Origin of the sequence: Vibrio sp. 10N.222.46.A1, from assembly GCF_041473595.1 — a bacterium.
Taxonomy (GTDB): domain Bacteria; phylum Pseudomonadota; class Gammaproteobacteria; order Enterobacterales; family Vibrionaceae; genus Vibrio; species Vibrio tasmaniensis_A.
On sequence record NZ_JBFRSN010000562.1, the window covers coordinates 1 to 10,927 of the forward strand.

Consider the following 10,927-nt stretch of genomic DNA (forward strand, 5'->3'; position numbering starts at 1 on the left):
AAGCAGTTAAAACTAAACATTCAACATCAGGATTAATGAAAACCCAAAATAGTGGTGCGCCCTGGAGGATTCGAACCTCCGACCGCCTGGTTCGTAGCCAGGTACTCTATCCAGCTGAGCTAAGGGCGCACGGTATCTTCAAGAGAAGAAGTTGTGAAATATATCACATTCTGTTTCTACGAAACAAAAAAAAGGCCATAGGCCTATAATGAATGGCGGTGAGGGAGGGATTCGAACCCTCGATGCGGCTACAAACCACATACTCCCTTAGCAGGGGAGCGCCTTCGGCCACTCGGCCACCTCACCTTATTCATTATTCTCGAAACACTTACAAGTAAGAGTAAAGAGAATGGTGCGCCCTGGAGGATTCGAACCTCCGACCGCCTGGTTCGTAGCCAGGTACTCTATCCAGCTGAGCTAAGGGCGCACATTGTTACTTCTGTGTTTGCTTGCAAATTCAAACGTGCAAGAAATGGCGGTGAGGGAGGGATTCGAACCCTCGATGCGGCTACAAACCACATACTCCCTTAGCAGGGGAGCGCCTTCGGCCTCTCGGCCACCTCACCGTCTTGCGGAGGCACATATTACGTTTTACCGAAAATATGTCAAACACTTTATTGAAAAAAATTGGACAAAAACACTCAACCGTTTGCTATTTAATCAAAGCGCTTGCAAATTGAACTTATAAGCTTCAAATCGCGCTTTTTCCCTTAAAAATTAAGGTGAAAGATTGGCAATAATAAACAGCAGAAAACAATTATCTAATTTATCTCGCAGTAAGTGTCACTGCTGTTTGCACAATACTACGGGATGCAAATTTGCGCCATAGGGGAAACTAACAAATCTTGAGTTTGCGCAGACAAAATACCGTGTAACAGCGATGATCGATCCTATTTGTATTTCATAACGCCATAAAGCTCTCACTTCACCGCGTTAAGACTAACCCGCTACCACCCCATCGATGTTCACATGCGTATTTCCATTCCCCCAAGATCAAAAAAGGCTAGCAACAATGCTAGCCTCTTCTCTACGCAAAAGTATTAGTAGTTGCCAGGTGCAACGTTACCATTACCTTTTTCAGCTTGAATGCGCATGTAGATCTCTTCACGGCGAACAGATACTTCTTTAGGTGCGTTAACACCAATACGTACTTGGTTACCTTTAACGCCTAGTACAGTAACTGTTACTTCGTCACCAATCATCAGTGTTTCGCCAACGCGGCGAGTCAAAATTAGCATTCTTTGCTCCTTGAGTAATCTCTAAATTTATCTAGCTACGCGAGCATTATCCAACAAAAGTTATATTTTCGTAAACTATCGATTGAGTTTATTTAACCAAAATGCACTTCTTTTTTAGGATAACCCTGTGTTTCACGCGCTACGATGTATGCATTGTGTAATATGTTAGCAGCCATATCGACTTGCGTTGGTGATATCACCAAAGTTAAAGACTGCTGTTGCAATAAGTGATGCTGTACATCAATTTCGCCTTCAGACAACAATCCATGTGAACTGACCACAATTTCTTGTGTTCGGCTTCCTACCACAGTTAACAAACTAACCTGTTCACTATTACGGATTTTCTCGTCAAAAACTAGTTTTAATTTAGCACTAATGTCCGGTTTGATAATGAGTGCTGCCCGTTCTGTTTCCTCGATCACACTACAGACTTCAATCCCTAATAAATGGCAATGCGACATGAGAGACGGTAAATCTTGATTCAAACACTCGATGCGAACCATATCTCTTTGAATAGCTATCCCAGCAATATCATTCAAACAGTCATTACCCGCGATAAGAGTTCCCTCGCCTTCTTCAAAGCTCGAAAGCACTCTCAATGGTACATTATGTCGCCACGCATGTTGAACACATGGAAGGTGTAAAACCTTAGCGCCTCTGCGAGCCATTTCTTCCATAGAGGGAAAGTCTAAGGTATCTAATTTCTTAGATTGCTTAACCACTCTAGGATCGCAGGAATATACGCCATCAACATCGGTATATATCTGACACTCTTTCGCTTGAAGGGCGCCCGCCAACGCAACGGCTGTGGTGTCTGAACCACCTCGCCCTAAGGTTGTGATATCACCTTTCGCATTAACGCCTTGAAAACCTGCAACAATGACAATCTGGTCATCATCTAACAGCGCTTTAATAGGAGCGGTATCAATACGCTCAATCGTCGCATTATTATGATTAGAATCGGTGTGTATTTTGGCTTGATAGCCAGTCATCGATGTCGCTTCATAACCCAACTTGTGCAACGTCATCGCTAACAAAGCCATGGAAACTTGTTCTCCGGCCGTCAACAGCACATCCAACTCTCTAGCGTTTGGTACGCTATCAACTTGTGAAGCTAAGTTAACTAACCGATTTGTTTCACCTGACATAGCAGAAACGACAACCAGGATCTGGTTCCCTTCATTTTTCGCTTCAATGATTTTTTCTGCTACATGATGGATTCGTTCAATTGAACCCACCGACGTTCCACCAAATTTCTGCACGATAAGAGGCATTTTCACCCGTCCTCACCTTCCCAAGACCAATGTCTATATATGACAAAAAAACACATACTCCGCGTCAGAGCGAAGCAATAAAAAATTAACCAAGGAGTCTAACGCAACCATTAAACTTCTTGGTTAATCTCAATCAAACCTGATTAAGAGACTCTTCTACTAGTCAAAATAAAGATGCCCAATCATCTGATTGGGCATCTTGTTATCAATTACTTAAGCTTAAAGACGCTCTTCAAGCCAAATACGTACTGATTTAAGCGCTTCAGGTAATGCTTCAACGTCAGTACCACCCGCTTGAGCCATATCTGGACGACCGCCGCCTTTACCACCAACTTGCTCAGCAACCATCTTAACGAGGTCACCCGCTTTAACTTTGCCGATAAGGTCTTTAGTTACGCCAGCAATCAGGCCAACTTTACCGTCTGCTACGTTCGCGATCAGGATGATGCCGCTACCTACTTGGTTTTTAGCGTTATCAACCATAGTACGTAGGTTCTTGTTGTCTGCACCTTCAATGGCAGCAACCAGTACCTTAGTACCAGAGATCTCTTCTACTTTACCCATGATGTTTGCACCTTCAGCTGCAGCCATCTTTTCTTTAAGCAGTTGGATTTCTTTCTCTAGAGATTTCGCTTTCTTAGCTGATTCAGCAAGCTTCTCTTCGTAAGCGTTAGCCTGAGCTTCTACTGCATCTAGAGCAGCTTCACCCGTTACCGCTTCAATACGACGAATACCCGCAGCGATACCACCTTCTGAAGTGATCTTGAATAGACCGATATCACCCGTGTTGCTTGCGTGGATACCACCACAAAGCTCAGTAGAGAAATCGCCCATAGACAGAACGCGAACTTCATCATCGTACTTCTCGCCAAACAGTGCCATCGCACCTTTTTCTTTCGCTGACTCGATGTCCATGATGTTAGTTTCAATCACATGGTTCTTACGAACTTGTGCGTTAACTAGACGCTCTACTTCTTTAATCTGTGCTGGTGTTACCGCTTCAAGGTTAGAGAAGTCAAAACGTAGGTTGTCTGGCTTAACTAAAGAACCTTTTTGAGCAACGTGCTCACCTAGAACTTCGCGTAGTGCAGAGTGAAGTAAGTGAGTTGCTGAGTGGTTTAGTGAGATAGCAGCACGACGCTCAGCGTCAACCGTTGCTTCTACTTTATCGCCTTGAGCAAATACACCTTCAACTAGCTCACCGTGGTGAGCAAATGCGTTACCTAGCTTCTGAGTGTCTTGTACTTTGAATAGACCAGATGCTGTTTTTAGCGTACCAGCGTCACCACATTGACCGCCTGACTCAGCGTAGAATGGTGTCTCTTCAAGGATGATGATTGCTTTGTCGCCAGCCGATAGTGAAGATACTTCTTCGCCGTCAACGAATAACGCAGAAATCTCACCCGCACCTTCAGTACCTGTGTAACCACAGAACTCAGTGTTCGTGTCTACTTTGATCGTTGCGTTGTAATCAGTACCGAACTGACCCGCTTCACGTGCACGCTTACGCTGTGCTTCCATCGCCTTCTCAAAGCCTTCTTCATCGATAGTAAAGTCGCGTTCACGAGCTACATCGTTAGTAAGGTCAGCTGGGAAGCCATATGTATCGTAAAGTTTGAAGACTGTTTCACCGTCAAGCTCTTTGCCTTCAAGTGCGTCCAATGCGTCGTTAAGGATAACCATGCCACGCTCTAGCGTGCGACCAAAGTTCTCTTCTTCAATGCGAAGTACTTTTTCAACAAGCTCTTGCTGTTTCTTAAGTTCATCTGCAGCAGAACCCATCACTTCAGCCAGTACACCTACAAGCTTGTGGAAGAACACGCCTTGTGCACCAATCTTGTTACCGTGACGAACTGCACGACGAATAATACGACGTAGAACGTAGCCACGACCTTCGTTTGAAGGCATAACGCCATCAGCGATTAGGAATGAACAAGAACGGATATGATCAGCAATAACGCGCAGCGATTGGTTAGATAGGTCGTCATGACCTACCACTTCTGCTGTCGCTTTGATTAGCTTTTGGAATACATCAATTTCGTAGTTAGAGTGAACGCCCTGCATGATTGCAGAAATACGCTCAATACCCATACCAGTATCTACAGCTGGCTTAGGTAGCGGTTCCATAGTGCCGTCAGCATGACGGTTGAACTGCATGAATACATTGTTCCAGATCTCGATGAAACGGTCACCATCTTCTTCAGGTGTACCAGGACGGCCGCCCCAGATGTGCTCACCGTGATCGTAGAAGATTTCAGTACATGGACCACAAGGACCAGTGTCACCCATTGTCCAGAAGTTATCAGATTCAAACTTCTTGCCGCCTTCTTTGTCGCCGATGCGAACAATCTTGTCAGCTGGGATGCCCACTTTCTTGTTCCAGATTTCGAATGCTTCGTCATCTGTCTCGTAAACCGTTACTAACAGGCGATCTTTTGGCAGACCTAGTGTTTCAGTCAGGAATTCCCAAGCAAACCCAATCGCTTCTTCTTTGAAGTAATCACCAAAGCTGAAGTTACCTAGCATTTCGAAGAATGTGTGGTGACGAGCCGTGAAACCTACGTTTTCAAGGTCATTGTGTTTACCACCCGCACGTACACAACGCTGAGCCGTAGTTGCTCGAGTGTAGGCACGTTTTTCGGCGCCTAAGAAGCAATCTTTGAATTGGTTCATACCTGCATTAGTAAATAGCAGGGTTGGATCGTTATGTGGAACTAACGATGAACTGTCTACGATTTGGTGTTCTTTGCTCTCAAAGAACTTAAGGAACGCATTGCGAACCTCATCAGTGCTCATGTACATGCAGCTCTTCCTGAAAATAGTCGAGTTAGAATTTTGCCGTATTGTAGATCATGGTTAAGGCTTCGACTAGTTTTCTTGTAGAAAAGACACCCTTGGGCAGGATTTTAGTTGGAATTCGATAAAATGAAGAATATTCCACTAGCTCGAGCAAAGAAAAAACAAAAAAAACCTCGCACAATATGTACGAGGCTTAAGCAGTTGAAACTCAATCGAAAACCAGTAAACCGTTATTAAGAGTCTGTCTTACTGGTTAATGCTTAGTGCGTAAGATAACCACTTCATTTTGGTCTAGGTTAAATGTGCCGCTGCCATTAGAAACAACCACTTGGTCAGTGCCTAATACACTATCGTAAGTTCCGTTTGCCAATCCTAAATTCACCGCGTTAACCGATGTACCTTGACCGAGGTTCATTGCAACCACAACTACGTCATCGCCTGCGTTACGTTCATATACCAATACATCATTGCTGATCCAGCGCTCAATATAATCACCTTGCTGCACCGCATAGCTTTCTTTACGTAACTTACTCAACTTTTTAATCATCTTGTAAGCATTGGTCGTTTTATCAAAGCTTGGCATCATTTCACGGTTGTATGGGTCATTACCTTGTTGGCCAAAACTGTTGGTAGTGAAGTTAGCCGCGTAGTGCTCTGTTCCATAGTAAATACATGGAATGCCACGAGAGGTCATAATAAGCGCTAAACCCAACTCCACTCTGTCTTGTGCAAATGCAACACTTTGACGACCACCCCACTTGTCTTTGCCTGCGCCAAAGTTCTTCGCGTCTGAGCGTAAAACGGTAGAGATACGTGACGCATCGTGGTTATCTAAGAACACCACTTGCCAATCACTGCTTGTGAATTTTTGGTCTCTCAGCTTCATGTAGTTATTAATGGCATACATGCCAGTTCCATTGTGTTGTAGCAAGGCGTTTTCGATGGTGTTTCTCAAACCAAAATCAAGCAATGCAGAGCCTGATGTATTGGCAAAATCGATAGAGGCAAAGTTTGATCCTGTTGCGTCAGCACCTGAATCCATCCACTCACCAAAGAAATAGAAATCTTTACCTTGGCTTTTCTTCGCGTACGCGTTTATTTGGCCAGTAAAATCTTGGATAAACTCTTTATCCATATGTTTCACCGCATCAATACGAATCGCATCCACACCTAAATCAACCCAGAATTTCGCGCCATCAATCAAGTACTGACGCGCAGGGCCATCTTTACGTTGGTCAAAATCGGTTAAGTTAAACAAGGTTTTATTACGAACCGCCCATGCGTCGTTCCATTCCCAATCTTTACCGTTTTCAGCGATCGCTCCATTATGATGGTAATACCCTGCATTATCATTTTTGTAGTCGGTAACTCGAACACCCTTTTTATAAAGTACACCGTATTCCCCTTCATCATCAGGGTTAGAGTGATTAGGCGCATAGTCCAGCACGAGTTTCATGCCGTAGCTATCCATTTTCGTCTTTAATGCTTTAAAATCGGCAACGGTACCTAGATGCTCGTCAACTTTAAAGAAGTCACGTCCCCAGTAGCCGTGGTAACCCGCACCGCCTCGACTGTCAGGCACGTTAATGTTATCTGCTGGAGGCGTTATCCAAATGGCCGTGATCCCCATATCATGCAAGTAATCTAGCTTTGCAGTTAAACCTTTTAAGTCACCACCAAAGTATTTTTTGAAATCCGATTTGTCTGCCGAATACATGTCGGCACCCGTCGCTGTATTATTGGCTGAATCGCCATCATAGAAACGGTCAAGAAACACGAAATACATGGTTTCATCACGCATATCAAAGGGAAGTTTTTCATGGACCACCACTTTATTCGTGTCGTCATAGAAATTAATTTCGTAGGTTTTATTAGGGTCAACTGAGAAATTTGATAGAGGGTAGTTTTCAGACCAATCACCAAAGCGATCAACCTTAAAACTAGGAGAGTTCGTTCCATCACCGGTATTAAATTTTTTCACTATTTGCCAGTGGTTTGCTTTCACTTTAACCATAGATTCGGCTTGCCAGTTATTGGCTGTACCACGGAAATAGGCCTGGTTCCAATCTGCCATAGCAGGTAGGGAAGCCAGTAATGCTGATAGCACAATAAGCTTATTCTTCATGTGTCGTCCTTTATTCACGTTATGTTGGTGTAGGTTATTGTTTTATATTCTTGTCACGCGATTTAACTATCAGGTCGTGTTTCGTGAGCATGCTATATAGCCTCCCTCCCATACAACCATTACGGCCGCGTTAAATAATGTCAGAAGCGATGAAGTCAGCTGTACGAATAAAACCTTCCTTATATAAGTTCTATTTAATTGAGGCGTGACAGTATCTTGAGAATGAGTTCTCAGGATTCATTTATATTTTTATTATGCCCTTAAGCCAAAGTGAGATACTTAGGGCATATTATTAAAGTGAGGTGTTAGAACGTTCTATTGAAACCATTCATCTACGATAGTTAATGCCAATAAGGCCTGATTTTACAACGTCAGGTTCTGTTCGGTTTCACCATCAAAAATATGGCAAAAAGCAGAATCAAAATTAAAGCGTACTTGGCTGCCAATATCTGATGTACTTATGCTTTGGTTATTCACTCGCGCAACAATTTCGTTATCACCCAATTTGAAATACAGGTATTTTTCATTCCCTAAGTTTTCAACCACGGTCAGCTCACCAGGGTGTACGTTCACCATCTCATCATCAGCGGCAATATTTATGTGTTCAGGTCGAATGCCTAGACACACGGGCTTATCAATATGACCCACAAGCTTTTCTTGCAAACGTTTAGGAATAATAATTTGGGCGTTAGGGGCAAGTTCCACGTAAATGTCATCACCTAACTTGCGTAGGGTTGTGTTCACTAAATTCATGGCTGGGGAGCCGATAAAACCCGCCACAAACTTGTTCTGTGGTGCGTTGTACAAGTTGGTCGGCGTGTCCACTTGCATAATGTTACCTTGATTTAATACACAAATTCGGTCGCCTAAAGTTAAAGCTTCCGTTTGATCGTGCGTGACATAAATCATGGTCGCAGGGTTACCTTCATCTTTAAGAGACTTGTGTAGTTGTGCGATTTTCACACGCATCGAAACACGTAGTTTGGCATCAAGGTTGGATAGAGGCTCATCAAATAAGAATACGTCCGGTTTACGAACAATGGCTCGTCCCACCGCGACACGCTGACGCTGACCACCCGACATTTCTTTAGGCTTACGATACAGGAGATCAGTAATTTCTAGTTTTTCAGCGGCATCTTCTACGCGTTGTTTGATCTCTTCTTTTGGTCGCTTTTGCATTTTCAAACCAAAGGCCATATTATCGAAGACCGTTTTGTGTGGGTACAACGCATAGTTTTGGAATACCATGGCAATACCACGCTCTTTAGGCGCTAAATCATTCACCACTCTATCGCCAATACGCACTTCCCCTGCTGAGATATCTTCTAAGCCAGCAATCATTCGTAATGTGGTAGATTTGGCGCAACCAGACGGCCCAACAAATACCATGAACTCACCTTCGTGAATATCTAAGTCAATTCCGTGTACGGCTTTAAAACCATTATCGTACTGTTTTTCTACTTTACGCAGGTTAACTGTTGCCATTTGAAACTCCGAATACGGGTTAAATCTTGATAGGTAAAAATCTTTTTAGCCAGTGACTGGAGCTCTCAAGTTACTGGCTAAAAAGACGTAAACGTTAATCATTTAGGGTTTATGTTTAAAACATAGGTACTCTGATATTCAGAGCACCTTTCATCTGTATCACTGCGTCAACCACGAGTTTATAAACGGTGTTATACAGCGTGGTTATAAATGGTGATATAGAGTGGGTTATGTCGGTGCTACATCGGTTGGCTACATCGCTTATTTACACGCTTTAACCAATGCACGAACTGGCTTCTTATCTTCGTTAATTTCAACACTCCATAAATATTTGCCATCCTCTGGAATATTAACGGTTGTGTTTTTTGCAAAGCCACCGCGTTTTAGTGCTTTCTCATAACCTGCCGTCATCGACATGCCAGCTGCGGTAAATTGTGGAGACCAGCCCATCGTTGCGAACTGCAAACTTACGTTGCCCGCTTTTTCTTCGCTTACCACTTGGTAAATACCTTTGCCTTTATGCGACATTTGACGGTTTTCCATGTGGATCCACTGACCATCAGGGAAAGTGCCTATAACATAAAGTGAAGGACGAATTGGCCCGCGATCTTCCACCGTGGCGAGATTACAATCGGCGAAAGGACCTGTTGCTTTCATTTGATCAGCTGCTGGCGTGTCAGCTGTGCTCGCACAGCCCATTAACGCTGAAGATAAAAGTGCGGCTACAAGTAGAGTACGTTTCATTGTCATTTCCTTATTATTTTTTATATATGTAGGGTTCTATTCCGTTTTAGTCATCGCGAGTTAGGGCTTTAATTTTTTAAAGCTCTCGCTTCGGCAACCTATAAACGAAATAGTCTCGCTATTAAGCTCTTTTTCGGTACCACCGATCTTTTGTCTGTATCAAGTTCTAACGATTTAGAGTTTGGACGGGGGTTACTGTTTTTTTGATGAGTTAATTTGTTCAATACGGCTAAGTTTTTATAATAAGAACGTGCATCTTTCGCCGGATAACCGAACAGATCACTATTGGCAGGGAAAGAGTGGCTCACACCTGATTTGGCTTTAATAACGGAGTTTTTCCCGATAGTAAGATGCCCTGCGGTACCGGCTTGACCATGTACAATGACATGATCTTCCAAAGTAGTGTGGCCCGCAAAACCAGCCTGAGATACCAGTAAACAATGCTGACCTATTTTGCAGTCATGCCCTATTTGCACTAGGTTATCTATTTTGGTTCCACGACCAATAACGGTGTCGCCTAAAGTGCCTCTGTCGATGGTGTTATTACAGCCAATTTCAACTTCATCACCAATGATCACTCGACCCACACTTTCCACGCGTTCATAACGGGTGTTGTGCCCGGTCATGTATTCGAAGCTGTAATTACCAATGGAGTTGTTAGAGTCAATGGTGACATTGTTACCAATCACAGTGCCTTCTTTGATGACTGTATTGGCATGAATTGCAACGTTATTGCCGATTGTTACACCGTTCATGATTTTAACACCGGGCATGAAATGGCAACCTTCACCTATTTGACAATGCTTTCCGATATAAACATCGGGAGTATCTGATGTATTCCCTTGATCAAATAATTGATATTTTTGAACTTTATAATGACGCATTAGTTGATTGAGCTTCTCAGCTTCGAGCTTCTCAATCACGATTTTTGTTTTTGCTTTAGTCTGTAAAACGGCTTCTGGCCCAACAATGACATCAGCCAAAGTTTCAGATAGCCCTTTTAAATCGGCTTTAGCAAAGACAATGGCTAAGCCGCCCTCTTCTACGCTGGAAACTGGGCGAATCTTCGATATTTCTACCGTGTTATCACCTTCAATTTTTCCACCAACGATTTGGGCGATATCTGAAACTTTGATCATAATATTACTCTGTCATTTGAGTTGTGATTAATACCACTTAGAAGCGGTAAAGCGCTTGTAGGTACATTGTTTCTTGTTCTACAGTTTTCTCTTCGCCTTTCAGCTTAGAGAAGGTCTCTGTGT

Annotated in this window: 8 protein-coding genes and 4 tRNA genes; all 12 read right to left on the reverse strand. The window is 43.3% G+C overall.

Annotated features, from left to right (window positions below):
- Positions 1-52 precede the first annotated feature (52 nt).
- Positions 53-129: transfer RNA gene (locus AB4496_RS15975), tRNA-Arg, on the reverse strand.
- An 84-nt stretch (positions 130-213) separates the two neighbouring features.
- A tRNA-Ser gene (locus AB4496_RS15980) sits at positions 214-306 on the reverse strand.
- Positions 307-350: 44 nt separating this feature from the next.
- Positions 351-427 (reverse strand) — tRNA-Arg (locus AB4496_RS15985).
- Between the two features lie 46 nt (positions 428-473).
- Positions 474-566: transfer RNA gene (locus AB4496_RS15990), tRNA-Ser, on the reverse strand.
- A 474-nt stretch (positions 567-1,040) separates the two neighbouring features.
- A complete protein-coding gene (csrA, locus tag AB4496_RS15995; protein ID WP_372131346.1) occupies positions 1,041-1,238 on the reverse strand; it encodes a carbon storage regulator CsrA in 198 nt (65 codons plus the stop codon).
- A 92-nt stretch (positions 1,239-1,330) separates the two neighbouring features.
- Positions 1,331-2,512 carry an aspartate kinase gene (locus AB4496_RS16000; RefSeq protein ID WP_009847620.1) on the reverse strand — a complete coding sequence of 394 codons (1,182 nt, stop codon included), beginning with the start codon at positions 2,510-2,512 and terminating at the stop codon, positions 1,331-1,333.
- A 219-nt stretch (positions 2,513-2,731) separates the two neighbouring features.
- A complete protein-coding gene (gene alaS / locus AB4496_RS16005; RefSeq protein WP_009847621.1) occupies positions 2,732-5,314 on the reverse strand; it encodes an alanine--tRNA ligase in 2,583 nt (860 codons plus the stop codon).
- A 250-nt stretch (positions 5,315-5,564) separates the two neighbouring features.
- Entirely contained in the window at positions 5,565-7,436 is a 1,872-nt protein-coding gene (locus AB4496_RS16010; RefSeq protein WP_009847622.1) for an alpha-amylase family glycosyl hydrolase, read from the reverse strand.
- Between the two features lie 363 nt (positions 7,437-7,799).
- Positions 7,800-8,921 (reverse strand): ABC transporter ATP-binding protein, encoded by a 1,122-nt coding sequence (locus AB4496_RS16015; RefSeq protein ID WP_009847623.1) that lies wholly within the window; start codon positions 8,919-8,921, stop codon positions 7,800-7,802.
- Positions 8,922-9,182: 261 nt separating this feature from the next.
- Complete coding sequence (locus AB4496_RS16020; RefSeq protein WP_009847624.1) at positions 9,183-9,665, reverse strand: glycosidase; 483 nt, start codon at positions 9,663-9,665, stop codon at positions 9,183-9,185.
- A gap of 98 nt (positions 9,666-9,763) precedes the next feature.
- Entirely contained in the window at positions 9,764-10,804 is a 1,041-nt protein-coding gene (gene lpxD / locus AB4496_RS16025; protein WP_009847625.1) for a UDP-3-O-(3-hydroxymyristoyl)glucosamine N-acyltransferase, read from the reverse strand.
- Positions 10,805-10,841: 37 nt separating this feature from the next.
- Positions 10,842-10,927, reverse strand: an 86-nt coding sequence (locus tag AB4496_RS16030) for a hypothetical protein (RefSeq protein WP_372131348.1), incomplete at its 5' end; no start/stop codon positions are given.

What these genes read in the sequence shown, in the direction of transcription:
- csrA (WP_372131346.1), bottom strand. Translation starts at nt 1,238, where the DNA reads ATGCTAATTTTGACTCGCCGCGTTGGCGAAACACTGATGATTGGTGAC.
- AB4496_RS16000 (WP_009847620.1), bottom strand. Translation starts at nt 2,512, where the DNA reads ATGCCTCTTATCGTGCAGAAATTTGGTGGAACGTCGGTGGGTTCAATT.
- alaS (WP_009847621.1), bottom strand. Translation starts at nt 5,314, where the DNA reads ATGTACATGAGCACTGATGAGGTTCGCAATGCGTTCCTTAAGTTCTTT.
- AB4496_RS16010 (WP_009847622.1), bottom strand. Translation starts at nt 7,436, where the DNA reads ATGAAGAATAAGCTTATTGTGCTATCAGCATTACTGGCTTCCCTACCT.
- AB4496_RS16015 (WP_009847623.1), bottom strand. Translation starts at nt 8,921, where the DNA reads ATGGCAACAGTTAACCTGCGTAAAGTAGAAAAACAGTACGATAATGGT.
- AB4496_RS16020 (WP_009847624.1), bottom strand. Translation starts at nt 9,665, where the DNA reads ATGAAACGTACTCTACTTGTAGCCGCACTTTTATCTTCAGCGTTAATG.
- lpxD (WP_009847625.1), bottom strand. Translation starts at nt 10,804, where the DNA reads ATGATCAAAGTTTCAGATATCGCCCAAATCGTTGGTGGAAAAATTGAA.